General features: G+C 55.0%; 18 protein-coding genes and 2 pseudogenes. 4 read left to right on the top strand and 16 right to left on the bottom strand.

The features are described from left to right. Positions 1-188: 188 nt before the first annotated feature. A complete protein-coding gene (locus ACR0K9_RS20750) occupies positions 189-851 on the bottom strand; it encodes an HAD family hydrolase (RefSeq protein WP_480825929.1) in 663 nt (220 codons plus the stop codon). 138 nt (positions 852-989) lie between these two features. On the opposite strand from ACR0K9_RS20750, the gene ACR0K9_RS20745 reads away from it, so the two are divergent. Beyond that, positions 990-2147 carry a sugar-binding transcriptional regulator gene (locus tag ACR0K9_RS20745; protein ID WP_480825927.1) on the top strand — a complete coding sequence of 386 codons (1158 nt, stop codon included), beginning with the start codon at positions 990-992 and terminating at the stop codon, positions 2145-2147. Positions 2148-2198: 51 nt separating this feature from the next. Here ACR0K9_RS20745 and ACR0K9_RS20740 read toward each other — a convergent pair whose 3' ends face one another. From ACR0K9_RS20740 to ACR0K9_RS20715, 6 genes are all read right to left on the bottom strand, one after another. After that, complete coding sequence (locus tag ACR0K9_RS20740; RefSeq protein WP_480825925.1) at positions 2199-4676, bottom strand: glycoside hydrolase family 65 protein; 2478 nt, start codon at positions 4674-4676, stop codon at positions 2199-2201. Further along, positions 4582-5565, bottom strand: a complete 984-nt coding sequence (locus ACR0K9_RS20735) for a carbohydrate kinase family protein (RefSeq protein WP_480825923.1) — start codon at positions 5563-5565, stop codon at positions 4582-4584. Before ACR0K9_RS20735 ends, ACR0K9_RS20740 begins: the two co-directional genes overlap by 95 nt. Before the next feature lie 60 nt (positions 5566-5625). Then, the gene (locus tag ACR0K9_RS20730) at positions 5626-6693 is read right to left on the bottom strand and encodes a substrate-binding domain-containing protein (protein WP_480825921.1); all 1068 of its coding nucleotides are present in this window, start codon (positions 6691-6693) and stop codon (positions 5626-5628) included. A gap of 83 nt (positions 6694-6776) precedes the next feature. Next, the gene (locus tag ACR0K9_RS20725; RefSeq protein WP_480825919.1) at positions 6777-7937 is read right to left on the bottom strand and encodes a sugar ABC transporter permease; all 1161 of its coding nucleotides are present in this window, start codon (positions 7935-7937) and stop codon (positions 6777-6779) included. A 12-nt stretch (positions 7938-7949) separates the two neighbouring features. Next, positions 7950-9482, bottom strand: coding sequence for a sugar ABC transporter ATP-binding protein (locus ACR0K9_RS20720; RefSeq protein ID WP_480825917.1), 1533 nt, complete (start codon positions 9480-9482; stop codon positions 7950-7952). A 168-nt stretch (positions 9483-9650) separates the two neighbouring features. Then, on the bottom strand, positions 9651-10700 hold the full coding sequence (locus ACR0K9_RS20715; RefSeq protein ID WP_480536600.1) for a sugar ABC transporter substrate-binding protein: 1050 nt from the start codon (positions 10698-10700) through the stop codon (positions 9651-9653). Between the two features lie 507 nt (positions 10701-11207). On the opposite strand from ACR0K9_RS20715, the pseudogene ACR0K9_RS20710 reads away from it, so the two are divergent. Together ACR0K9_RS20710 and ACR0K9_RS20705 are read left to right on the top strand one after the other, a co-directional pair. Beyond that, positions 11208-11499 (top strand): annotated as a pseudogene (locus ACR0K9_RS20710) (transposase); the annotation flags it as partial. Between the two features lie 38 nt (positions 11500-11537). Beyond that, entirely contained in the window at positions 11538-11963 is a 426-nt protein-coding gene (locus ACR0K9_RS20705) for a PD-(D/E)XK nuclease family protein (RefSeq protein ID WP_480825915.1), read from the top strand. 332 nt (positions 11964-12295) lie between these two features. Here ACR0K9_RS20705 and ACR0K9_RS20700 read toward each other — a convergent pair whose 3' ends face one another. The 3 genes from ACR0K9_RS20700 to ACR0K9_RS20690 form a co-directional block, all read right to left on the bottom strand. Beyond that, positions 12296-13162: an alpha/beta fold hydrolase gene (locus ACR0K9_RS20700; RefSeq protein WP_480825914.1), complete on the bottom strand. Its 867-nt coding sequence runs from the start codon at positions 13160-13162 to the stop codon at positions 12296-12298. A gap of 241 nt (positions 13163-13403) precedes the next feature. Beyond that, entirely contained in the window at positions 13404-13727 is a 324-nt protein-coding gene (locus tag ACR0K9_RS20695) for a hypothetical protein (protein ID WP_480825912.1), read from the bottom strand. Between the two features lie 40 nt (positions 13728-13767). Further along, positions 13768-14727, bottom strand: coding sequence for an IS5 family transposase (locus tag ACR0K9_RS20690; protein WP_480825910.1), 960 nt, complete (start codon positions 14725-14727; stop codon positions 13768-13770). 64 nt (positions 14728-14791) lie between these two features. Between ACR0K9_RS20690 and ACR0K9_RS20685 the strand changes: the two are divergent. Next, positions 14792-15415: pseudogene (locus ACR0K9_RS20685) on the top strand (IS91 family transposase); the annotation flags it as partial. A 546-nt stretch (positions 15416-15961) separates the two neighbouring features. On the opposite strand, the gene ACR0K9_RS20680 reads toward ACR0K9_RS20685, so the two are convergent. The 6 genes from ACR0K9_RS20680 to ACR0K9_RS20655 all read right to left on the bottom strand — a co-directional run. Next, positions 15962-16672, bottom strand: coding sequence for a M48 family metalloprotease (locus ACR0K9_RS20680; RefSeq protein ID WP_480825908.1), 711 nt, complete (start codon positions 16670-16672; stop codon positions 15962-15964). A gap of 698 nt (positions 16673-17370) precedes the next feature. Further along, on the bottom strand, positions 17371-20031 hold the full coding sequence (locus ACR0K9_RS20675; RefSeq protein WP_480825930.1) for a molybdopterin-dependent oxidoreductase: 2661 nt from the start codon (positions 20029-20031) through the stop codon (positions 17371-17373). Continuing rightward, complete coding sequence (nirD, locus tag ACR0K9_RS20670) at positions 20031-20363, bottom strand: nitrite reductase small subunit NirD (RefSeq protein ID WP_480825906.1); 333 nt, start codon at positions 20361-20363, stop codon at positions 20031-20033. Before nirD ends, ACR0K9_RS20675 begins: the two co-directional genes overlap by 1 nt. After that, positions 20360-22795: a nitrite reductase large subunit NirB gene (gene nirB, locus ACR0K9_RS20665; RefSeq protein WP_480825904.1), complete on the bottom strand. Its 2436-nt coding sequence runs from the start codon at positions 22793-22795 to the stop codon at positions 20360-20362. The genes nirD and nirB overlap by 4 nt, the downstream gene beginning before the upstream one ends. A gap of 4 nt (positions 22796-22799) precedes the next feature. Further along, a complete protein-coding gene (locus ACR0K9_RS20660; protein WP_480825902.1) occupies positions 22800-24479 on the bottom strand; it encodes an ABC transporter ATP-binding protein in 1680 nt (559 codons plus the stop codon). A 5-nt stretch (positions 24480-24484) separates the two neighbouring features. Beyond that, a partial coding sequence (locus tag ACR0K9_RS20655) for an ABC transporter permease (protein WP_480825900.1) occupies positions 24485-25064 on the bottom strand: 580 nt, incomplete at its 5' end.

Genomic DNA, 25064 nt, shown 5'->3' with positions numbered 1-25064 from the left:
TATGAACGTGTCGCATAACGAACCGGGGAAAGGGGCAACTGCGGCCCAGCCGCTATTCGTGCAACACAGTCGGCCAATAGTCCTGTTCGGACACCGAAGTTACGAGAGGTTGAGTACACGATACTGAATCTTGGGTGCAGTTTGCTATCTGCCCCCAAGAAATCCAATTCTATATCGCTACACAGTACTCAAACCGACCGCTCAGACCTAGATCCATCTATCTGTTCAATATCGATCTCGGCCAGCGAAGAAACGACGCAGTCCGCGGCGGTAAGTTCACTCTCGTGATCTTCGTGAAGGAGACCAACGCAGTAGAAACCACCATTCTTTGCGGCTTCGACCCCGGAGGAGGAATCCTCGATCACGACACACTCATCCACTTCCAGCCCCAGCCCGCTGGCGGCGGTGAGGAATATATCAGGGTTGGGTTTTCCTTTTTCGACATCATCGCCCCCGATAACAACTGGAAAGGCATCCAACAAACCGGCTTTTTCAAGAACGGCTCGGACATTGGCGCTGCTGGAAGCAGCCGCCAGCCCGTAACCCTCGGACTGGCATTGTCTTACGAGGTGCACAGCAGCATCGAAGACACGAAATTCTCCTCGCTCGATCATTTCAACATAATAGTCATTTTTTTTGTCTGCGGCGGATCTGACTTCATTTTCCGAATGCCGGGTCATGACCGCGCGCGCGCCGTCAAAACGTGGGCGTCCATCGACCAGCCGCCGGTATTCCGCCCTTCCAAACTCATATCCGTACTCTTCGAACATGCGTTTCCATGCCAAAAAATGCGCAGGAACGGTGTCGACCAAAACACCATCGAGGTCAAAGATCAGTCCTTTGATCGGCATGCTGAATCTCCTGGTTCGAGCCTGTGCCAGAAACACGTAGCATGTAGGGAATTTTCTTCAATCATCTGGCATGTGAATGTTTATCTGGCATAATTATTCACACTACCAGGTTCGTGTTACCAGACATTGTTGGGTCAAATGATCGACGTTAAAAAACTTCCATTTGAAGAACGCGCCCAGTGCGCTGCCTATATGCGCGCGACGCACAACATGTCACAGGTAGAGATCGGAGCCATTCTTGGAGGCCTCTCTCAACCGCACGTATCGCGGTTGCTGAAACACGCTGAACGCCAAAACTACCTGGTAATCGAACAACGCTTCGTCAAAGAACAATTCTCAGACGAGTGGATTGTCCAGATGGATGAATTGCTGGCACCTACTGGACTTAATTCTGATCTGAAACGATATTGCAGCAAGAACAACCTCAGACCGCCTCGGCTTGGGGTGTTTGAAAGCGGCCCGGGGAACACCGAGGCTGCGCTGTCACAGCGCCGTACCAGGTTTGGACGAACCGCATCCGGACGATTGATAGAACTGATCGAGAAATCGAACGTCATCGGCGTTGCGTGGGGTCGAACAATCAAGTCTCTGGCAGACGGGATTGCAGCCTCAAGGCAACCCATAGATAAATCGCAAAAGACTGAGTTTGCAGCAGTTTGCGCAGAATTGATGTCACTGGCTCAGCACGGATACTCTGCCAGCCGGCTTGCCGGAACGTTTGATGAGCTATTTAACGACCAGCCAGAGGATAGCCCTCAGCTAACGGGTTTCCCGGCATACATACCCCGTCACTACGATGAAACCATGCGCCGTTCCATTTGGCAGTACATCTCTGACACCCCGGGATTTCACCGCGTGTTTTCGGGTCCAGACGCATTGATTGGCAAAATGGATATGCTGATTTCCAGCGTTGGATCTTCAAGCACTCCGGTTCTGGGCAGCTTTGAAGAACTGGTTCAGGCAGGCGGGTTAAGGGCTGACGATCTTCGGCAATTAGTTGTCGGGGACCTTGGCGGCATTTTGATCCCGAGAACCGAAATTTCACAGGCCAAGATGGACCTGATTGACGAGCTGAACGGGCTGTGGACCGGAATCAAAACAGAGCATGTCAAGGCCATCGCAGATCGGGCGTTTGACGATCCCAACCAAAGTGGGGTTGTGGTCGTCGCGATTCAGAAGGAACGAGGTGATACGATATTCGAATTGATCACCCGAGGGCTTGTCAACGAATTGCTCATCGATCACGCGGCGGCGGAACAACTGCACACGCGCGTTGCCGAGGCTCTTGCAGACTGACGATAGCACCTCGGCACCCCTTGACCATTCCTGTGAGAATAATCTTGGTTGTCACGCTGGCTGCGGCGCAAAGACCACTTCCTCTCCTGCAATCAAGGTAACAGGATGACCCATTACCTCGATCGTTTCTTTTGTGCCGGGCGGAGCGATGAACTTAAACCGGCACTCGTCGTGGGAAATCGCGACCATGACGTCATTCCCTTTCCATTTCAGGTTAAACCGGATTCCGGACCATGCCTCGGGCAGCCAGGGTTTGAACGTCATCTCGCCGTGCTTGACCCGGAACCCGCCAAATCCACAAACAAGCGACTGCCAGGTACCACCGGCCGAAGCGATATGCATACCGTCTTGCGTGTTACCCTGATTGTTGACCAGATCAACAAAGGCAGAGCGTTCGAAATAGCGATGCGCCGAAGAGATGTCGCCGACTTCAATCCCCATGATCGAATGAATGGCAGGGCTAAGTGAAGACTTGTGCATCGTACGTTTCTCGTAAAACGCGTAGTTTGCCGCTTTGACCTCATCCGAGAACTCATCAGGTAAGAGATAGTTCAACATGATCACATCCGGTTGTTTAAGTAGCATCGAGCCATTTAGTGAAAAGTGGTCATGCCCTTCGGGGTAAACCGGCATGCGGTTTTTGTCCCATTCGGTGATGGGAATGTCCTTGAGCTGGAAATATCCTTCAAATTGCTCAATCAGATTGCGGGACGGGTCAAAGGGAACATAGATTTTTTCGGCCGTTTCCAACCAATTATCCACTTCCTTTTCTGTTAAGTCTAACCGAATCCGCAATTCGTCATGAACCGCTGACGAAGCCTTGCTGAACTCTTTGAAAACACGCACCGATTGCTCCAGGTGCCATTTCGCCATTCGGTTGGTGAACGTGTTGTTGTCGACATGTTCGTGGAACTCGTCCGGCCCGATAACGTTTGTCAGCTCGTACCGGTCCTTGTCTTTGTTCCATTCCAGCCGGCTGATCCAGAACCGACTGGTTTGATACAAAACCTCGGCACCGAAATCGCGAAGGAAATCTCTGTCTCCGGTCGCCGCAACATAACTGAGGATGCCATATGCCACGCATGCGGTGACGTGAATCTCTTCTTCTCCGGTCCAGATACGGTTCGCACCGTCTGCTGTCCATTTTGGCGTTGTCTCCACTCCGGTATCGGCAGATTCCCATGCGTACTGCGCGCCCTTAAGCCCATTCAATCGGGCGTTCTCAAGTGCGCCGTTCAACGTGTTGTAACGGTATTTCAGAAGGGCTTTGGCCGTCTCCGGCTGCGTGAAAATGTAGAACGGCAGCAGGAATATCTCGGTATCCCAGAAAACGTGACCTTTGTATCCTTCCCCAGACATGGATTTGGCGCCGATATTCGCGCGCGGGTCGTTTTCGTTGGCTGCTATAAGCAAGTGATATATGTTGAAGCGCATCGCCCGCGTTGCTTCAGGATCACCGGTCACCACACAATCACAGGAATCCCATTTTTTGCGCCAGGCTGCGGCACTTTCGCTTAGACATGCGGAGAACCCTTTGGCATGCGCGGTCTCAAGGGAGGCTTCGCACTTGGCCGCCAATTCCGCGCCGTTCAGATCTCGCGATGTGTAAATCGACACCAGCTTTTCGAAGGTCAGGCTTTGCCCGTTGAGCGCCTCGACAGAAACGGTTTGCGAAACCCGCTCATAATCACGGTTTGCGCCTTTGAACTCGCTGAAGGAAGGAAGATCCAAGGCAGACGCCATGCCAATCGAAATGCCAGTGTCCAGAGTTAGAGCTTCGATATAGGACGCATCGCTGCTTGCATGTGACTGAGTGACCTTCAGGTGTCGGCTTTTGGCCCATTTTTCCCATTTTACCTCGGGGTGGAAGACCGGATTTCCCTGATAAGCTGGCAGGCGGTCCAGATTGTACCGTTGGGCATCAAGGGCGCTTTCGACAGTGATCTCGGACGAGTGATTTTCGAGAGTGACGATCAGGCGAATGCCACAGATGTGCTGATCGGCAAAACTCGCAAAGCGGATGCTGGTGATGCGAGTGCGACGGCCTTTGCTATCTTCAAACACCGTATCTCGGTGGAGAAATCCGGTCTGCAGATCCAACACGCGCTTGTGTTCGACCACTTTACACGTTTGGACATCCAGAATTTCACCTTCGACACGGACCCGGAGCGGCAGCCAGGTCGGCACATTGACCTGATCGATCACCGTCGAGTCATGGTGATCGTAAACACCGGCCAGATAGGTGCCAGACAGCTCTCCTTTGTGGCCCTCTTCCAGCGACCCACGTGTGCCCTGATAGCCGTTGCCGACCGTAAAAATGGTCTCCTTGAAGTTCGCTTCATCCAGATTGAGTTGGGTTTCTTCGATCAGCCAGTCGCTACTGCTCAGCATTGTCTGCATGTCAGGGCTCCATTCGGGTGATATTTCGGATAAATCAGTCGCCGTAGGTTTCGGCAATCTGACGTTCGGTTTCTTCCAGTGATCCGTAGACATCCAGCTCGCTGCTCGAGCAGCGCTGCGCTCCTGCACAGTTTCCGAACTGGCAGGCTTTGACGAAATCGCCAGTCTTGAGGTAGCCAAAAGCCAAGCCACCAGCAAAGCTGTCACCGCAGCCCGTGGTGTCGACCACATCCTCGACAAGCACTCGCTTGACCAGATGTTCCCGCATCCGGCCGGTTGCATCCTTGTGGTAGACGGCGCAGCCGTGTTGATCCAGCGTGACGTAGAGCGCCTTGACGCCCAGATCCAGGCAGTGTTGGGCGAACTTGGGCAACTGGTCCATCGTGAGTTCGCTTATTTCCTGCAACTCGTCAGAACCGTATTCTCCCTTGAACCAACTGCATTGAGCCTCCTCCAAATTCATCTTTAGAAGGTCGATATGCGGAAGCCAGCGATCTCTATCGATCCAGAATTTATGATACCGTTCGCCATGTGCTGAACACCCGCTGGTGGGACCATGCGCATCAAATACAACCAGACCATCGCTGTTGGCCTTGATGTATCGGATCGTTTCCAACGGAACCTCGAAATCCGTGATCGGAACGAAAACGAAAGCCTCGCAATCCATCAGGTCTTCGATGTCGTCGGGCAGGATCGGGTTCATGAAACCCGTTTGCGTTTCGTTGCGATGGTTTTGGTCTATGTAAACCAGATCGATCACCGCGCCCTGATCAGCGTCGCCCGTAACATGGCTGACATCCAGATACGGAAACTCAGACAGCAAGGTGCGAACATTATCGACGTCCGACCTGCGCACATGGCTGACGACGTTGATCCGTGAACCCGGACCGGCCAGCGAGGACATACAGACCGCTGTATAGACCGCACAGCCAAATTTATTGAATTTCTCACCCTGATAGCTGGTGATATTGTCCCTTGGGATCGGGCCAAGGACTGCGACATTGATCTTGTCAGACATTTCGGTCCCTTGCTTTTATTCGCTGTTTTGTCGACGGGCGTATGCGTGATTATAGCAGCTTCAGTTCTGATAGATCTGTTCGCTGGTATAGAACCCGCCATCGATCACCGTGCTGTTGATCGTATCTTTTGACACTGCGAAAACAGGGGTGATAACCGTCGGGATTTCCGCGAAACCGTTGTCAATTAGCGTATGGTCTCCGATCAAATCACTAACTTCCGCATCCGGAGACTGCGCAATTTTCACGGCAATATCCGCCGCCTCATAGGCCAAAGGTTTGATTTGCTTCCAGATTTCCAGCGCCTGCACATCGTTTGCGACCATCTGGACATTCCGCAGATCAGCGTCTGAACCGGCAACAAAGACCTGATCCGCCGATGCCAGATCCTCATCCAACAATGCTGCCAGAACCCCGAAAGCAAGCCCGCTGTTATTGGCAATGAATGCATCGATGTCGTTGTCATATTCGACCAGAAGGTTTTCGGCAGTGTCTCTGGCCATATCCGGAGACCAGTCCACGTGGCTACGATCCGCAACAAGTTCGAGACCCGGATTATCGGCGATGACCTTCAACACACCACTGCTGAGCGCTTCGGCATTGGCATCACCAGGTTGACCGCGGATCAGGGCGACACGGCCTTTGACCTCACCGCGGGTGTCATTCAGCCACTCGACCATCGCTTCGGCCTGAAGCTGGCCGACAGCCCAACTGTCCTGCATGACCATGACGTCAAGCGGCCCGTCCTGCAGCATCGAGTCGTACCCGACCACTTTGACGCCTTGATCGTGGGCCAGATCAACAAGGGCACCAGCGGTTGCGGTGTTGACGGGTTGCAGGACCAGAACGTCCACCCCCGATTCCAGCATTTCCTCAACCTGCTGCAACTGACGCAATGGATCATTGCCGCTGCTGTCAAAGATCACATCTGCGCCTTGGGATTCCGCGCGTGCGATGAACAGGGATTTGTCAGTCTGGTATCTGGCTTCCTGCATGGTCTTGAGCAGGAACCCGATAGTAGCGTTGTCCTGCGCTGCCGCAATCATTGGTAGCGATGCGGATAGAAGGCCGGCCAAACCCAAAGCTCTGAGGCCGTCTGTGCGTAAGGTTGCTAAAATGGACTGGACCATCGCTTACCTCCCAACTGTCATTCAAGTTTTCGGGGATTTTGGCGTTGCCCCCGGTGCGTGTGACCGGGGGCAGGCCAGCACCATTATTTTTTCTGCATCACATCGAACCAGACGGCGAGGATGATGATCAGGCCCTTGATGATCAACTGATAGAACGTGACCACACCAAGCAGGCTCATACCGTTGTTCAGGACCCCGATCAGCAGGGCACCGATGATGGTTCCGCTCACCTTGCCCGAGCCACCGGCCAAGCTGGTACCGCCGATAACAACCGCCGCAATCGCATCGAGCTCGAACATGGTTCCAAGGTTGGGCGAGGCACCGTTCAGACGCGAGGCCAGAATGATACCAGCCAGCGCCGACAGAACCGAAATGACCGTATAGACAATCATCTTGGTGCGGACGACGTTGATGCCGGACAGGCGAGCCGCATCCTCGTTTCCGCCAAGCGCATAGAGGCGGCGGCCAAAGCGGGTGCTGTTCAGCGTATAGATCCCGGCAAATGCAATGACTGCAAAGATCGCAACAGGAACGGGGATCCCCTTGTAGCTGGTGAACACGTGGAAGGCCAAAGCAAAACCACCAATCATCACCGCCCCGTTGACCAACAGTTCCTGCATATTCACTTCGACGCCATGCGCCTTGCTTTGCTGAACATCCCGGAAGATCGAATAAACAGCAAACGCAGCACACACGATCAGCACGATACTGGACATCATCGGCGGGATATAAGCACCACCAATCAATGGAAACACATTACTCGTTACCGGTACAGAACTGCCGTTGGTCAGGGTCAGAGCCAAACCGCGTGCAATGGTCAGCATTCCAAGGGTTATGATGAATGGTGGTATGTTGAACTTGGCTATCCAGAACCCGTTCCACAGACCTATTCCGACACCCACGATCAAAAGGGTTGCAGGCACCGCCAATATTGTCGGCACACCCCATTGCATCATGAGCGTACAGACAACCGCTGATAACCCGACGACAGAGCCAACGGATAGGTCAATACCTGCAATCAGAATGACCATTGTCATGCCTACGGCAATGATCCCGATGATGGTAACCTGACGGGACAGGTTGCTGAGGTTCCTCGCGGTGAAAAACGCGTCGTCGGCAAAGCTGAGCCCGACGACAAGCACGATCAACGCAATTAGCGTCGCGTTGTCCTTTATGAAGTTTATCAGGTGGTTTTCCTTGGCGCCATTGACGCCAACACCTGCAACGTTGCTGTCAGCACTCATTTGCTTCCTCCCTTATGCGCTGCCGGTGGCATACGCCATGATTGCTTCTTTCTTCGCGTCGTCCCGTTCAAAGTTCGACACGATCTCGCCTTCGCACATCACCAGAATCCGATCGCACATGCCCAAAACCTCGGGCAGTTCGGAAGAAATCATGATGACGGTGACACCCTGCTGGACCAGTTCGTTCAGCAGCTTGTAAATTTCGACCTTGGCGCCGATATCGATCCCGCGTGTGGGTTCATCCAGGATGAACACATCAGGGCGCGAGTTCAGCCACTTACCCAGAATGACCTTCTGCTGATTGCCGCCGCTGAGCGTACCGATCACCGTGTCGATCGAGGGTGTTTTGACACCAAGCTGTTCAACATATTCCTTGACGACTTTGCGTTCCTGCTGGGTGTTGATAATGCCCAGAACCTTGGAACTGATCGTCTCAAGCGAGGAAATCGTCGTGTTGAAGGAGATGGATTTGTCGAGAAACAAACCCAGCGCCTTTCGGTCCTCGGTCAGCAATGCGATGCCAGCATCGATTGCGTCCTTCGGAGATTTGATATCCAGCTTTTGCCCGTTCAGCTTCACCTCGCCGGTGGTCTGATCGGGATAGGCGCCGAATACACCGCCAACCAGTTCGGTTCGGCCCGCGCCCATAAGTCCGGAAATGCCTAGAATCTCGCCCTTGCGGGCAACGAAGCTGGCATTCTTGACCAGATAACTGCCGGGCAGGTCGGGGTTTGTGACGGACAGATTATCGACCTCCAAAGTCACTTCGCCCGGCGTGAAATCGACCTTGGGGAACATATCCTTGATGTCGCGCCCGACCATTCGGGCGATGATCTGATCAAGCGTGATATCCGCGATAGGTGTGACTTCACCGATGGTCTGACCATCGCGCAGAACCGCAATCCGGTCGGCGATCTGCTCGATTTCTTCCATTTTGTGCGAGATGTAGCACATGCAGACGCCATCGGCTTTCAGCTTGCGGATGATACGGAAGAGATCCTTAACCTCTTTATCCGTCAGCGCCGACGTCGGCTCGTCCAGCACCAGTATCTCGGCCTCAAGCGACAGGGCCTTGGCGATCTCGACCATCTGCTGTTTGCCCACGGTGATGTTCTGCACCAGATCGGTCGGGCGAATGTCGTTGATACCCAGTTCGGTCAGCAGCTTTTGTGTTTCGGCAAAGGTTTGGTTCCAGTTGATCCTGCCCTTGGCATCGGTGAACTGGCGATCCAGAAAGATGTTTTCGGCAACCGACAAACCGGGGATCAGGTTGAGTTCCTGATAGATGATGCCAATGCCGGCCGCCTCGGCTTCTTTCGTATTCGCGAACCGGACTCTTTCGCCGCGTAGAAAAATATCGCCTTCGTAGGTCGGATAGGGCCACACGCCGCTGAGCACTTTCATCAACGTGGATTTGCCCGCTCCGTTTTCTCCCATCAACGCCAGAAGCTCGCCCGAGCGGGCTTCGAAATTGACATTGTTCAGGGCGCGAACACCGGGAAAATCCTTGATGATACCCTGCATTTTCAGGACGACTTCAGACATGCTTTTTCCCATCACATTCAGAAAGGTGTTTCGGTCACTCCCCACCCTGACCGGCAGTTTTGCCGCAAGGGGTTTAAGGAAGGAGGGCACCATCAAGCCGCGCGCGGGGAGTACACGCATAGTTAGCCAGATGGCGAAACGCCCTCCTTCAGGAAACAGTCCCAGGTATCAGTTCCCGTAGACTTCTTCCTTGGAGTAGAAGCCGCCAGCGATGATCGTGTCATCGATGTTGTCCTGTGTCACAAGCGTGATCGGGGTCACGATTGTTGGCACATCGGTGAAGCCGTTGTTGATAACCTTGTCCACCTCGACCAGATCAGCAGGTGCAGTGTCCGGCGCATTAGCCAACGCCACTGCAACTTCTGCCGCGGTTTCCGCAAGTGGATCGATCTGTTTCCAAATTTCTACAGCCTGCTTGCCTTGCGCCACGTATTGGATGTTTGCAAGGTCGGCATCGGATCCGGCTACAAATACTTTGTCTGATGACGCAAGCCCCTGTGCTTCCAATGCCGCGATAACACCACGGGCCATGCCGCTGTTGTTGGCGATAAACGCGTCGATGCTGTTGCTGTTAGAGGTCAGCGTGTTTTCTGCAGTCGCCATGGCCTTCTCAGATGACCAACCTTCATGCGCCTGATTTGTTACCAGTTCCAACCCCGGGTTCGCTTCGACAATCTCCAACACACCGCTGCTCATGGCAATCGCGTTGGAGTCGCCCGGTTGACCTTGAATCAAGGCGATTTTGCCGGACACCTCTCCATTCTTCTCCTGCAGCCATTCGACCATGGCTTCGCCTTGCAAGCGGCCCACGGCCCAGCTGTCTTGCATCACCATCGCATCCAGCGGCCCATCCACGAGCATTGAGTCATACCCGACAACACGCACACCCTCGCTGTTTGCCATGCTGACCATGCTACCGGCAGTGCCGGTATTCACGGGCTGCAACACGATGACATCTGCTCCCTTGGCGAGCATGTTTTCGAATTTCGCGAGCTGCGTCAGCTCGTCATTATTCGCTGAATCAAAGATAACTTCGGCGCCCAGTTCCTCAGCTTTCGCAGTAAACGCGGCGCGGTCACGCTTGTAGCGTTCTTCCTGCATGGTTTTCAGCAGAAAGCCAATTTTGACATCGCCTGCATACGCTGTCCCGGCAGTTAGTGCGACAGCGGCGACAGAAAGCAAGGCGGCTCTACGGGTAATGGTCTGCAAAAGGGACATATTTCCTCCAGTGTATGTTCCTTGGCTGCCGGTCCAATTGGGTTGGCAACGCTAAATGCTTCGCAAATTGTGCTGGGTGCCGGCTAACCGGTAAGAACAAGCGTCAATCTCAAAGCGATAACGCTAACATAGCGGTGAAGATTGAGAGGAGAATTTGTATATTTAGAAAGCATAAATATTCACAATACCGTTGGGACTTCTGCGCCCAAAGGGATTTTACATATTTAACAACACCATAATTGATTGCCACTCACTAATTGAATACATTGAATCCTCTTGGACAGGCCGCGACAGAGTTGTGCCATAATCGCAAAGCGGGTTGCAAAGCCGCGAAACCGGCAATCAAACATCCTGATGAGATAGCCAGGCCGAAACCGTCTGGTGGTTTCTCTGTTTGCATACTCAAGCGGACCAATAAGTCATGTCTGACGTCAGCACCAATGGGACAGTTTAAGTCGATTTGATAAGAGAGGGTTTCTGGCACATCGTAACCACCATGGAGTGGAGATGAGACAGAAACCCGGAACGCGTAAGAGCCACGGCGAGAAGGTCGTTAAAGACATCCGCCGCGCCACACGCAAGCAGTATTCAGTGGAAGAAAAGATCCGGATTGTGCTGGACGGCCTGAAGGGCGAGGACAGCATTGCAGAGCTGTGTCGCAGCGAGTGCATAGCGCAGAGCGCAGAGCTTGTATTACAGCTGGTCCAAGGAGTTCCTCGAAGCTGGGAAGAAACGCCTTGCTGGCGATACGGCTCGTGCGGCGACCTCGACGGAGGTCAAAGATCTGCGCCGTGAAGCGACGCAATAGATGCTGGCAATGATGAGGAACAGCGTTGTTTGTTCTTCGTAGCGCTATCTCGGGCCGAAGACGGTCTGTTCCTCTACGCGCCGAACATGAAGTCCAACGGTCATCGGCAGAGCCGGTCCAGCTTTGTTGACGAAATCTCGGGCCAACTGGCCGATCAAAACCCGACTTCCAAGGTAAGAGATGTCGTCGGTGACGCTGAACGCTTCACACTGGAGGTTGATGGCATTGCCCGCATGTCGCCGTCTCAACTAGCGACTTTCGACAAATGCCCACGGCGATTCTTCTTCGCCCATGTGCTGCAGGTCGGTGGTCGGCGTCTGAAATCCGCGCCCATCCGCGTTCGCCACGTGGCAGATCAGCAGGAACACGCGCCTTCGGCGTCTGATCTGCAAATCAGCCCTGATTTTCCCAAAAGTGAAGTCAGGATCATGGAAATCGGTCTAGGTGCTGGATGAAGGAAGTGAGGCGAAAATGGCAAGGTTCTGTCGCTGGTGGCAGAACTATGCGTCGCCTGACAAGGATATGTGGAATGTCACTGATATTTGACTCAATCGACAGCCAAAACCTCAACAAATGGGTAAATCGCGTCATTCAATTCTGACCCAAACGTCAAGCATTACTGACCCAAAATGAGTGGCGGCCAATCATCGACGCTGCAGCCAATATCTCAAGAAAGCCCAGTTCGTCCGATGCTGCGGTGCAACTCTCCAAAAGCAGACGTTGAAAGAAGCCGTGCATTTCGACCGAAACCCAAACTCATTCCGCGGAAATTGCTACTTTTGCCTTGCTACGACAGACTGGCAACTGCGCCGACAAATTCGGTCCACCGTTCGCGGTCCACAAACCCATAATGTCCTGCGTCCACCCATTCGTGCGCTGTACAGTTGGGAAGCTCAGAGCAAAGGTGTCGAGGCATTTCCGCTGAGATAATGTCGTCCGCAGTACCATAAAACATTTCCACCGGTTGCCGAATTTCCTTTGGCGAAAACCCCCAGTCCCAAAGAGCCATCGTCATTTCGAAAACACCTTCCTCGTGTTGTTGGTAACCAAGACGAAAGTTCTCTTCGAATAAGGCTTGCTGCTCCGGATTGCGGAGTATTGTTTTGGCTTCGTTGGGCATTTGATCAACGACAGATTCCACATATGAAGGAATGTCCTTCAAAGCACTTTTAGCGCCCATACGCTCTGCCCAGCGGATTAACAATGTCAGATGGCGCAGTTTCGCGATGGTCTTCAGATCCTTCAGCACCAGCAATTTGGTAACGCCGGGCTCATCGAATGGTGCCACAGGCGAAGCGAGCGCAACCTTGCGCACCCGTTCGGGCATGTGAAATGCTACCGCCAATGCGTGAGGACCGCCTCCGGAATGGCCCGCGACGTTGAAGTTATCGAGGCCAAGATGGTCAGCCAGATCCTCCATATCAGCGCCCCAATCGACCATTTTCCGATCCTTCTTCGGACTCGATCCTCCGACACCGGGTTGATCCGCTGCAATCCAACGCACTCCAAGCGACGCGGTCAGGTTGTCGTCAGGGTGACGAATGACGTGAGAGTCGGAAAACCCATGGCTAAAAATCACTGGTGTTCCGTTTGGATCGCCGTAAATGCTGAATGTGAGTGTTCTACCATCTCTGAGAGTTACATGTTCGGTCAAGTTGTTCTCCTAAAACGAAATAACTTTGGGTTGTGAGCTCATTGGAGTGCTGGCAAAGATTTGACCCAAGGGTACGAGCGTTCTCAATAATTGGGTACCTTACTCTTTGGTCCGCATAGTGAATCGCGAATGTCAGTTTGCGCTCAATTCAGATTGAGCAGCCTGATTGGTGGCAACCCTATCAAATGTTTATGGAAAGCCCCAACTTCTCGGAGCTTTCGCCGTTTCGTTTCCACTATACCTAGTCGGTGAATGTGTATTCACCCAGATCACACAGGTTCAGTTCATAGTCTTCGGCTTCAGAGCCATCGACAAAGACGCCACGTATATCATAGACACAGGTCGTCAGCCCGTCTGCGATATCCACGCCAATTTCATATCCAGGGGCGAGATAACCACCCGCCAAAAGGTTTGCTTCCCAATCGTCGGACGATGCGGGGGAGACGTTGAATTCTACCAGGTCGGCACTGCTGTCATTATAGAGCAGGAATTCCAGGTCTTCCGCCTGAACTGGCGAATGAACGGCCATTGCCGCCAAAGCTAGTGCCGTGGGACTGTGTTGCACGAATAGCGGCTGGGCCGCAGTTGCCCCTTTCCCCGGTTCGTTATGCGACACGTTCATAGGTCGCACGACCGAGATGGGTCATGCGGTTGAGGGCTTTGACAGCGATCTTGGTTTCGGTTGTCTGACTCTCCATTTTGCGGCTGCGCAGCTCCGGTCCGATGACCTGTTTGTAGCGCCCGATCTGGGCCTCGCCGCGTGATCTTTGGCCATAGCCAGTGGCCTTCTGCCAAGCCATACGACCTCCCTTGGCGATCATGTCGATATGGGCGTTGCGTGTTTTGCAATCACCTGGGACGGCATTCTTCGGCGGCGGTACGATCAGTTCGACATCCGATCCCAACGCCTGCCGGATCGTCGCTGTGGTCGGCGCACCATCATAGGCACCGTCGCCGATGATACGATGAACAGGACTTGCCACATCAGCCAGCAATTCGGGCAGTGCGCCGGCGTCTCCGATGTGCTCGGTTGTCAGGCAGGAGGCCATAAGCTCCCCGCTCTCGGGAACGAAGCCGATGTGCAGTTTGCACCATGTTTTAAGGGCCTTCGGTAACCCGTGTTTCTTTTGCATCCAGTCTCGACCGCTGTGAACGCGAAGCCCTGTGCTGTCTACGATCAGCGTCACTGGGCCGTTCGTGGGCCGGGTGTTCGGTGTGATCCGAAGCAATTGCGCGCGCCGGCAGAGCGTGGAAAAATCCGGAACGGGAACGTCGATCTGCATGAGCCGTAGTAGGCTTCGTACAAACCCTTGCGTTTGCCGAAGCGGCAGGCCGAAGACGGCGCGCAGGGTCAGGCAGGTCTCAATCGCCAGGTCAGAATACTGCCGCTGACCACCACGTTTCCCCGACCTTGGGGCGCACCACCCGGACACCGCATCCTCGCTGAACCAGACCGTAACATCACCACGCTGGCGAAGCGCCTCGTTGTACTCAGGCCAGTTCGTGACCCGGTACTTGGCCTTCTCAAACTTGTCCCGCCGCGTCGCGTTGTGCTTGAAAGGCATCCCGCCATCCCGTCATTAAATCAAGCAACTGGCTACGCCGATGAAACGATCCGTGCAACACGGTCACCGGCGGCTCATTCTGGAAGGACTGGCCAAGTTGCAAGAAGCCGGGAAACTGCAGTTCTTCGGCGATCATGCGGAACTTGCCAACTCCAAAGCATTTGGTGCCTTTCTGGCCCCGTTGCGCCAGCTCGACTGGGTTGTCTACGCCAAGGAACCCTTCGCCGGGCCACAAGCGGTGCTGGCCTACTTATCGCGCTACAGCCACCGCATCGCGATATCCAACAGTCGCCTGATCCGGTTCGATGAGACCACCGTCACCTTCCGCGTCAAGAATTACCGCGTCAATGGCGCCGGACGGCATACCACCATGACGCTCGCAACCGGGGAATTCATCCGCCGGTTCCTGATCCATGTCCTGCCAAAGGGCCAGCACCGCATTCGCCATTACGGCTTCTTCGGCAACGGCGCCCGTGCCGCCAATATCGCCCGGATCAGGGACCTGCTCGGAGACGAAACACCAGTTCCAGGTCTCGCTCGCGATGACACGATCGAGAGTGCCGATGCGCCCACCCGCGTCCTCGCGATGCCATGCCCATGATGCGGTGGCCGATTGATCATCGTCGACACCTTCGCGCCCGCGCAACATCCCAGAGCGCCGCCAGGATCTGCGAGGGCTGCTGCATGAACCCCGCGCCTCAGTCCCAAGTTTGCGACCACAACCGCACACCGTGCTGGCTGCGGCCCATCCCGCTCGTCCAAATCCAGCCCTCATTGGTCCTCGGAACGCAGATATCAAGGGAACGCAACGCAGGACGGCTAAAAACCACCGCGCCCTACGAAGGGCATGCTCTCACCGGCCACCACGAACCCAGCCCGAGCAGTCGGATCCAAGGCACTCAAGCCTCCAAATCCCCTAGACCCAACCGGTCCACACAAACCCAACCCCGCGATTTCGTGCCTGAGCGCTTCTCCGACGCCAGACAACGCCACGCGCTACTCAAACGTCGCACAAGGCGTCCGAGAAACCTGCATCGTTGTGGACATCGGAGGCCGTGCAGCATGTGCTCAGGATCGTTTCAGGGCCCGATCGCGGGCGGCCCAATCCCGCCGTTAAGCGCGACATGTGAATGCTGCGGTGCAGCTCATCGAACCTGCCATTCGCTGCTTGCGCGAGAGAATAGATTGCTCGAACTCGCGCTTGACGGCCGTGCAAATTATAAAATCAAATTGGTCACTGACCGATCTGGGCCATTGTGTTTTGCACCGCATAATATCGTTGAGCATTGGGAGGATGCGTCCCTAGAAACCGATCACCAGGATCAGGAACTCGTGCGAAGTAGAGCGCACCTTTGAGTGGATCATAGCCCGCTTTGTAGGCTATCACCGTGCCTAGCCGATCAGCTTCCAGCTCGAAGTCCTTCGAATAGCTGCGCCCACCAACAAAGGCTCCAAGGTCTTGTGCTGCGGCAATGTCATTCGGTCCAGTCCCGGCTATTGTTGCCAGACCCGCCAAAATAACTGCACCTGCGGCTGCGTTTTGAGCACGCCGCGCCAAATGACCTTGAATATGGTGCGCGGCTTCATGCGCCATAACAAATGCAAGTTCATCGGTATTGTTCACATCTCGTGTCAGCGCTTGGGTCATTGTGATAACGGGGCGTCCAGTCTTGCTTAAACTCTGATACGCGTTTGAGGGTGCTTTTTTGTTTGGATCAATTCGGATCAAAAAGTCACAATTCACTCCCCGAGTTTGGCGGCGACATTCTCTTTCTGCGACGGGTTCAATTCGAGAGGCGACCTGCTGAAACCTCACTTGTGCCTGCTGTGAACTGACCTGTGCACTCGCGCGACCGGGATTTGGGATGGGTGCCGATGGCGGAACCGCGGTTGACACGCATCCCGTCAGCAACAAAACAGCCAACACCAAGACAACCCGCTTCATTGACACACCTTTCTACCTTTTTTGAGAGCCGGAATAGAATTCGTAGTTGTCGATAGATCGACACCCAAGTCCGAACCTTAGTGCCTGTCCAATTTGTTATTCAATAACAGAGGGGATTGAGTGCGATAGCACTACGCTTCAGATACTGCCAAAATGGTAGGCACAACAAATGACATTGAGCCGAACGGCCAGCCGATCCACGATCCCGCCTCTAACGATCTGTACCGCGTTGAACGCCGCATCAGAGGCCGCTATTTCGGCTGCACGACGGCTTCAAATCTGTATTCGGCTTCTTAGAACTTCCTAGAACATGTCGGAACAAGTGGTTTGAGGCGAACCTCTTCTTTCGGCATCTCGCCCGAATGCTTCGGCGCAAAAGAAGCTCTTGCTCCCGACATCGGAGCAAGCGCAGCATTTAAGCGGCAGATCCGTGTTGTTCAGATGAGGACGGCCCTTAGCCGTCATTCGGCTTCAGTCGATTTAGCTGTTGTGCCACGCATCACATGAAACATTCGCGGGAACGCGAAACTTGGACACTTGTTTAGGTCTCTAGCGCAGGTCGAAGCCACGGTGTGACCGGATTGTTCCAACCGGTTAGTAAGTTCCAACTACATATCTTGTATTAAATGACTGGAACCCGAACTTGCTATCAGAGCCAACCAAAACAGACCGCAGTCCTGTTCAATGCGATCCTGAGACTATGCTGATTGTTCTTGCGGGCAGTTCTTCGGTTTGTGGAGGATCAATTTAGAATGTTGTGTGACCAAATCAGCCAATTCTGGTCGGCAGGACCCGCAATTCGTTCCAGCCTGAAGAGCATCTCCGACACTATCAACATCCATCAATCGCCTGTCGTGTATAGCGCGGATTATGGTATTTAGACCGACCTCGAAACACGAACAGACGATTGGTCCGCAGTCTTCGGAATCAGCAGAGGACCGACCAGAGAGAATCTGTTGGGGCGCTACCTCAGGCAAAGTTGCTAAATAGTCCCGCATCAGTGTTGTCGGTTGGCGAGAAACGAAGAGCGCTGCCAAAATTTGCCGCCCGTCTGAGAGCGCAATTCGGTACGAGCCGCGTTTGGGATCTTGTACTGAAGTCACCATTGCATCCGGCAACCCAAACCAATCGCGCGCAGTCTTTTCCCAGTCTTCTACGATCTGTTTCCCCGCTAACTCCATTCTGTAGCCGTTGCTTGTTTTTACAGCTGCCCAATACTCCGCCCAAGGGCACGCTGCTTCAGCTGAAACGGCGAAACCGTACCATGCAGCATGCATACGTCGTACAGATACCGCTGTTGACTTGCTCTCCGGTTGTCCGGAAATCGGATCAGTAACGCTGGGAACTATGGCGTTTACACGGGCGGCCGGGGCCGTTTCTCCAGTCCAGTGAATGGGCGCGAACACATTGCCAGGCGCAATAGATTCAGTGATGCGAAGCCGAAATATGCCGCTTCCGACTGGACTGTTTACTTCGACTAAATCGGCAGAACTAAGATCCAGTTGATCAACGTCTTTTGGGTTCATTTCCACATAAGGTTCGGCAAGATGGGCCGATAATCGCGGCGACAAACCGGACCGGGTCATAGTGTGCCACTGATCCCGGTTTCGCCCTGTGTTTAGCAGGAAAGGGTACGGCTCTGAAGGTTCTGCCTCAGGCGGTTGATGGATGACTGGCACAAACCGGGCCTTGCCGTCAGAATGAAAAAACTGTCCATTGCCAAAGAACCGCCCATCTGTAGCGCGAGAGGTCGTCGGCCATCGTGTAGGGATCAGCGCCTCATAGTCTTCGTCATCAATGTCGGAAAACTCGGAAATCTCAAAGTCCCTGCCAAAAGACACGGCAAGCGAAGACATTTTTGCATATTCCCTGAAAATTTGCACCGGGGACTCGTAGCTAAATGCCTCTTCCCACCCCATCCGGCGGCCTACCTCGGCCAAGATATCCCAATCTGGACGCGCTTGCCCCGGAGGCGCTAAGACGGCACGTTGTCTGCTGATTGTGCGATCTGAGTTGGTTACAGTTCCCGATTTTTCTGCCCACCCCGCCGCTGGTAGCAACACGTCTGCGAAACGCGCGGTATCTGTCCGCGCAGTCAGGTCACTGACGACTGAAAATGGGCAACTTTCAATTGCAGCACTCACTCTGTCCGCGTCTGGCATGGTAGCTGCGGGGTTGGTGTGGATGATCCATAATGCCTTGATCTGACCGTCCTCGATCGAACGAAACAGATCGACCGCTTTCAATCCTTGCTTCTGAGGGATCTTAGGCGAACTCCAAAATTGTCGAACTGCCTGACGATGGTCTTCGTTTTCAATGTCCAAATGGCAAGCGAGCATATTGGCCAGGCCACCCACCTCTCGACCGCCCATTGCGTTAGGCTGACCTGTGACTGAGAACGGCCCCATCCCTTCGCGGCCAATCCGGCCAGTGGCTAAATGACAATTCAAGATCGCGTTGACTTTGTCGGTTCCGCTGGAAGACTGGTTCACACCCTGACTAAAGATCGTGACGACCCGTTCGGTACCGATCCACAGATCGCAAAACGCTTCAATCTCATCAGGGCTAAGCCCTGTCTCATCAGGATCGTCAAGCTGCGCCAAATCAAGGGCCTCGAAGAACCCAACACTGCGATCCAGAAAATCTGCTGCTACATGTCCAGTTTGGTGAATTCTGCTTAGCAAGCGATTGAACAGCGCCACGTCGCTACCCGGCCGCAGTGGCAAATGGAGGTCGGCTTGATCGCAGCTCGCCGTTCGACGAGGGTCAACAACCACAATCTTTGTCCCTCGTGTCTGACGTGCCGCTATGATCCGCTGATAGAGAACGGGATGGCACCAGGCGAGGTTTGAACCCACAAGCACAACCAAGTCAGCCTGATCCAGGTCCTCATAAGTTCCTGGCACCGTATCGGTCCCGAAGGCGCGTTTATGCCCCGCTACGGTTGAAGCCATACACAACCGCGAGTTGGTGTCGATATTGGCTGAGCCGATGAAGCCTTTCATCAATTTGTTAGCAACATAGTAGTCCTCAGTCAGCAATTGACCCGAGATGTAAAAAGCTACGCTGTCCGGCCCGTGGTCCTTGATTGCGGCGGCAAACCGGTCGGCGACCAGTTGCAGCGCGTGGTCCCAACTGGTGTCTTGACCAAAGGCACGCGGGGCCAGCAGTCGATGCTCGAAACCCACGGTTTCGCCCAAGGCCAGCCCTTTCGAGCACAAACGCCCGTGGTTCGCGGGATGGTCCGGGTCGCCCCGAACCGCTAGCCCGCCGGCCCCGTCTGGTCGTAACAGAACTCCGCAACCGACGCCGCAATAGGCGCAGGTCGAGCGAACCTCGGGCAGGCCAGTTCCGTCCATCAAGCTGCGCTCCGCCGGGCAACCGCGCTATCGTTCAGCAGGATACGACCGTCTTCAAGGCGCACGGGATAGGTGGAGATGCGGCCATCATCCGCGCCCTGCGCCTCGCCCGTGTTCAGGTCAAAGACCCAATTGTGCAGAGGACAAGTCACCGACTGGCCATGCACGATGCCCTCGGACAGTGGTCCACCTTTGTGAGGGCAGCTGTTGGTGGCCGCAAAAACCTCAGTCTCAGCGGTGCGGAAAACGGCGATACAGCCTACATGGGTTTTCACCAAACGCGCGCCGCGCAGAGGTACTTCATCGATATGTCCGATGTCGATCCAGCTCATTCCGCGGCCTCCAAAGTGAAATCTGCGATAGGGACGTAGGTCTTCGCCCTATCTTTTACGTGCTCAGCCCATGGGTCTTTGCGGTAAATGCTTTGAGACAGTTCGAACCGTTCGACCAGTGCAGCGCGGTTCTCAAGGTCGTCCACAACATGCGCTTTAACCCAGTCCATGCCCACTTTTCCCAGCCATTTATAGAGACGGTCCAGATACTTACCGCCTTCGCGATAGGCCTGCGTGACGGCCAATACGACCTCGATGGCTTCCTCTTCGATCGTCACTTGGCAGAGCAGCTCTGTCTCTTTCACATCCATCCCTGCTGCGCCGCCGATGCTGATCTGAAAGCCTGAGTCCACGCAAACCACGCCGATGTCCTTGCAAGTGGCCTCGGCACAGTTGCGCGGGCAGCCCGACACGGCGAGTTTCAGTTTGTGAGGTGTCCATGAGCCCCACAGAATTTTCTCCAGCTTGACACCGAGGCCGGTACTGTCTTGCGTACCAAACCGGCAATGATCCGTTCCGACGCAGGTTTTGACGGTGCGCAGGCCTTTGGAATAGGCATGGCCCGAGACCAGACCGGCCTGGTTCAGATCCGACCAGATGGCGGGCAAATCCTCACCCTTCACGCCCAGCAGGTCGATCCGCTGGCCGCCTGTAACCTTGACCGTCGGCACATCGTACTTGTCGGCTGCATCGGCAATGGCGCGCAATTCATCGGGGGTGGTAATGCCACCCCACATACGCGGAACAACGCTGAAGGTGCCATCTTTCTGGATATTGGCATGCTTGCGCTCGTTCACGAACCGGCTTTGCGGGTCGTCCTGATACTCTAGAGGCCAATCGGCCAGCAGGTAAAAATTGATCGCCGGACGGCAGACATGGCAACCGTTGGGCGTTGTCCAGCCGAGTTCCTGCCAGACTGAGGCCTGACTTTTCAGTTCCTGCCCTTTGATCAGACGCCGAACATCCTCGTGGGTCAGATCGGTGCATCCACAGATTGGTTGCGCCGTTGGCATTTGGAACTCATCGCCGAGAGTGACTTGCAACACCTGTTCGACCAGTCCTGTGCATGTCCCGCAGGATGCGCTGGCCTTGGTGCTTGCACGCACGGCGCCCAGATCGCTGGCACCCGCGTTGATCGCCTCGACAATGTCGCCTTTGCATACGCCGTTGCAGCCGCAAATCTCCGCCTCAGGCGGCAATGCTGCAACGGCTGAAAGAGGGTCCACAGTGTCGCCCCCCTGATAGGCCGGGCCGAAGATCAGCGTCTCACGCCTTTCTTCGATGCTGGTGCCGTCCTTGATCAAACCGAAGAACCAATTGCCATCGGCGATATCGCCATACATAACGGCGCCTACTAAACGATCCTCTTCGATTACAAGGCGCTTGTAGACCCCGCGCGAGGGGTCTCGGAACACTATGTCCTCACGTCCGGGACCATCGGCGAAGTCGCCTGCGCTGAACAGATCGCAGCCTGTGACTTTCAGTTTGGTCGAGAGGGTTTTTTGAACAAAAGCGGCTGCTTCCTCCAGCAACGACTTTGCCGCAACCTTCGCCTGATCATAGAGTGGCGCGACGAGGCCAAAGACCTCTCCGTCATGCTCGACACATTCGCCGACGGCGTAAACATCCGGGTCTGAGGTCAGCATCTGGTCATCCACATGGATACCGCGCCCTGTGGCAAATCCTGCCTCTTGCGCCAGAGCCGTATTGGGGCGGATGCCGACGGCCATGACCAACAGATCACAGGGTAGTTCGGTGCCGTCATCCAGCAACAGAGCGCGGACCTTTCCGTCTTCCCCGCGGATTTCTTTGGAGTTCGCTTGCAGACAGATCTTGATGCCTTTGTCTTCCAACGACTTCTTCAGCAGGTAGCCGGCGGCTTCGTCCAGTTGACGCTCCATCAGGTGGCCCATGATGTGTACGACGGTGACGTCGACGCCATGCGCCGCCATCCCCGCCGCGGCCTCGAGACCCAGCAAACCACCGCCGATGACAACGACCTTATTGTCCGGACCCATACCCATCATTTGCTGCGTGTCTTCCAGATCGCGATAGGCGATCACGCCATCGAGATCATGACCGGGCAAAGGGATAATGAACGGGTTCGAACCGGTCGCAATAATCAGCTTGTCGTAGGGTACATGTCCATTCTCACCCTCGACCACCTTCATCTCGCGGTCGATCTTCACCACCTTCTCATCAAATCGGCAAGTGATGCCCCGTTTGGCATACCAGTCGTCGTCATGGGTGACGATTTCTTCATAGGTTTTCTCACCCGACAGTACCGGGCTGAGCATGATGCGGTTGTAGTTCCCGCGCGGCTCGGCGTTGAACAGGGTGATGTCATACGCATCGGGTGCGTTGTCGGTCAGGTGTTCCAGCACCCGGCCCGAGGCCATCCCTGCGCCAATGACGACCAGTTTTTGTTTCATGGGTTCACTCCGCTGCAATCGCCTTGGGGGCGGGTGTTTTTGGCTTGGCGCCGTGTTCGTATTCTTCGAGGAAATCGAGAACTTCCTGCCGGTAGGCGTAGTAATCCGGGTGCTCCAGCAGCGCCTTGCGGGTGCGAGGACGCGGCAGATCGACTTTCGTGATTTTGCCGATGGTTGCCTGAGGGCCGTTGGTCATCATCACCACACGGTCGGCCAGCAGGATCGCCTCGTCTACATCATGGGTCACACAGATTGCGGTGACCTTGGTGCGGGACCTGACCTCCATCAGCACTTCTTGTAATTCCCAGCGCGTGAGGCTGTCGAGCATGCCGAAGGGCTCGTCCAGCAGCAGAAGTTTGGGCGACAGGGCGAAGGCGCGGGCGATGCCGACACGTTGCTTCATGCCGTTCGATAGATTTGAGGCGGATTTATCCATCGCATCGGCCAGTCCAACGCGCTCCAGATAGTATTCGACCACGTCTTGCCGCTCGGCAATGCTGGCCTTTGGATAGACCTTATCCACCCCAATCGCGACGTTTTCCTTGGCGCTGAGCCATGGGAAAAGGTTGGGCGACTGGAATACCACAGCGCGTTCAGGATCGGCCCCCTCGACATGGCGGCCATCCAGCTTGATCGCGCCTTTCGAGATGTCGTTCAACCCGGCGGCCATTGTCAGAACCGTGGATTTACCGCAGCCCGAATGGCCGATCAGCGAGATGAACTCGCCTTTGTCGATTTTCAAGTCAAAGTCATCAACGACGGTCAGCGGGCCTTTGGGAGTCGGATAAACCTTGTGCAGTTGCGAGAAGTCGAGGAAACGGTCCTGGATCATCCCCTTTTGCGCCTCTGCCACCGCAGTCGGCACGTCGTGAATTGGAGTCACTTCGGGCAGGGTGCGCGAGCCTTCGACCTTTGCCTCGACCCCCACATCGATAAGGTACTTGGTGACGTCAGCGCGGAGGCGTTTGAAGGTCTCATCGTTGTTCATCGCACCCCGATCCCGTGGACGTGGGATCGACACGCGGAACTCCTGCCCCAAAGTCCCATCGGGGTTCAGCGCAATGATACGGTCGGCCAGAGTGATCGCCTCATCCACGTCATTGGTGATAAGGACACAGGTTTTCTTGTCGGCTTCCCAGATGTGTTCGATCTCATTCGCCAGATTGGCGCGGGTGAGCGCGTCAAGCGCCGATAAAGGCTCATCCAGCAGCAGAACTTGGGGGTTCATCGACAAGGCGCGCGCGACGTTGACCCGCTGGCGCATCCCGCCGGACAGTTCCGCCGGACGGCGCGTTGCGGCATGGCTGAGGCCCACCATCTGCACATAATGCGCGACTTTCTCGGCTTTCTTCGCCTTGCTGAGGCCAGGATAAACCGTATCCACCGCCAGACCTACATTGCCGCTGACCGTCAGCCACGGCATCAGAGAGTAGTTCTGGAAGATCACGCCACGCTCAGGGCCCGGCCCTTTGATCGGAGTGCCTCTGAACGTGACCTTTCCGCCGGTTGGGGTGTCTAGCCCGGCCATCAGATTGATCAGGGTCGTCTTGCCGGTGCCCGAGAAACCGAGGATTACCAGAAACTCACCCTCTTGCACGTCAAGGTCGATGTCTTTCAACACATCCGTGCGCGCGGCGCCTTCACCGAAAGATTTCGAAGCGTTCTTGAAGCTCAGAATGCTCATCGCGCTCACCGGTTGTTCGTGAAAGTGAAGAGGGATTGCAGCGCGTACATCACTCGGTCCAGCAAGAAGCCGATGATGCCGATGGTGAAGACCGCAACCATGATCTTGGCCAAGGAACTGGAGGAGCCGTTCTGGAACTCATCCCAAACAAACTTGCCCAGGCCGGGGTTCTGCGCCAGCATCTCAGCCGCAATCAGAACCATCCAGCCGACGCCCAGCGACAGACGCAGTCCGGTGAAGATCAGCGGCAGGGCCGAGGGCAGCACCAGTTTGGTGATCTTGGTATAGGTGTTCATTTTTAACACCTTGGAGACATTCACCAGGTCTTTGTCGATGGAGGCTACACCCAAAGATGTGTTGATCAGCGTGGGCCACAGCGAACATAGGGTGACGGTGATGGCTGAGATCAAGAAAGACTTCGCGAACCAGCCGTCATTGGTGACGTAGACGGCTGAGACGATCATGGTCACGATCGGCAACCAGGCCAGAGGCGAGACCGGTTTGAAGATCTGAATCAGCGGGTTCAGCGCGGCATTTGCAGTTGGGGACAGGCCTGCGGCAATCCCAAGCGATACGGCCACGATT

Source organism: Ruegeria sp. L12 (assembly GCF_056531745.1).
Note: the sequence above shows the minus strand (reverse complement) of the source record. Positions and strands in the feature narration are given on the sequence as shown.

Coding starts and splice junctions, on each gene's coding strand:
- ACR0K9_RS20725 (WP_480825919.1), bottom strand. CDS start 7,937: ATGAGTGCTGACAGCAACGTTGCAGGTGTTGGCGTCAATGGCGCCAAG.
- ACR0K9_RS20720 (WP_480825917.1), bottom strand. CDS start 9,482: ATGTCTGAAGTCGTCCTGAAAATGCAGGGTATCATCAAGGATTTTCCC.
- ACR0K9_RS20730 (WP_480825921.1), bottom strand. CDS start 6,693: ATGGTCCAGTCCATTTTAGCAACCTTACGCACAGACGGCCTCAGAGCT.
- ACR0K9_RS20680 (WP_480825908.1), bottom strand. CDS start 16,672: ATGAAGCGGGTTGTCTTGGTGTTGGCTGTTTTGTTGCTGACGGGATGC.
- ACR0K9_RS20660 (WP_480825902.1), bottom strand. CDS start 24,479: ATGAGCATTCTGAGCTTCAAGAACGCTTCGAAATCTTTCGGTGAAGGC.
- ACR0K9_RS20745 (WP_480825927.1), top strand. CDS start 990: ATGATCGACGTTAAAAAACTTCCATTTGAAGAACGCGCCCAGTGCGCT.
- nirD (WP_480825906.1), bottom strand. CDS start 20,363: ATGAGCTGGATCGACATCGGACATATCGATGAAGTACCTCTGCGCGGC.
- ACR0K9_RS20735 (WP_480825923.1), bottom strand. CDS start 5,565: ATGTCTGACAAGATCAATGTCGCAGTCCTTGGCCCGATCCCAAGGGAC.
- ACR0K9_RS20750 (WP_480825929.1), bottom strand. CDS start 851: ATGCCGATCAAAGGACTGATCTTTGACCTCGATGGTGTTTTGGTCGAC.
- nirB (WP_480825904.1), bottom strand. CDS start 22,795: ATGAAACAAAAACTGGTCGTCATTGGCGCAGGGATGGCCTCGGGCCGG.
- ACR0K9_RS20675 (WP_480825930.1), bottom strand. CDS start 20,031: ATGGACGGAACTGGCCTGCCCGAGGTTCGCTCGACCTGCGCCTATTGC.
- ACR0K9_RS20715 (WP_480536600.1), bottom strand. CDS start 10,700: ATGTCCCTTTTGCAGACCATTACCCGTAGAGCCGCCTTGCTTTCTGTC.
- ACR0K9_RS20690 (WP_480825910.1), bottom strand. CDS start 14,727: ATGCCTTTCAAGCACAACGCGACGCGGCGGGACAAGTTTGAGAAGGCC.